Origin of the sequence: Pseudoalteromonas sp. CR1, assembly GCF_019392235.1 — a bacterium.
Classification (GTDB): domain Bacteria; phylum Pseudomonadota; class Gammaproteobacteria; order Enterobacterales; family Alteromonadaceae; genus Pseudoalteromonas.
On record NZ_JAHXRM010000683.1, the window covers coordinates 1 to 230 of the forward strand.

The window sequence follows — 230 nt, forward strand, 5'->3', positions numbered from 1 at the left end:
GCTGGTGGGTGCCGAGCCCCGTGAGGTGTTGCAAGTGCGCCAGCAGACCCTTGGCTATGTCAGCCAGTTTCTGCGGGTGATCCCGCGTGTGGCCTGCCTGGACGTGGTGATGGAGCCGGCCCTGGCCCGCGGCTGGTCCCGGGACCTGGCGCGCTCCCGTGCCGAACTTTTGCTCAGCCGCCTGAACATTCCCCAGCGCCTGTGGCAGCTGGCGCCCGGCACCTTTTCCG

At 69.1% G+C, this 230-nt stretch carries 1 pseudogene; it reads left to right on the forward strand.

The features are described from left to right. Nucleotides 1–34 precede the first annotated feature (34 nt). Nucleotides 35–230, forward strand: a pseudogene (locus KZZ04_RS21005) (phosphonate C-P lyase system protein PhnL); the annotation flags it as partial.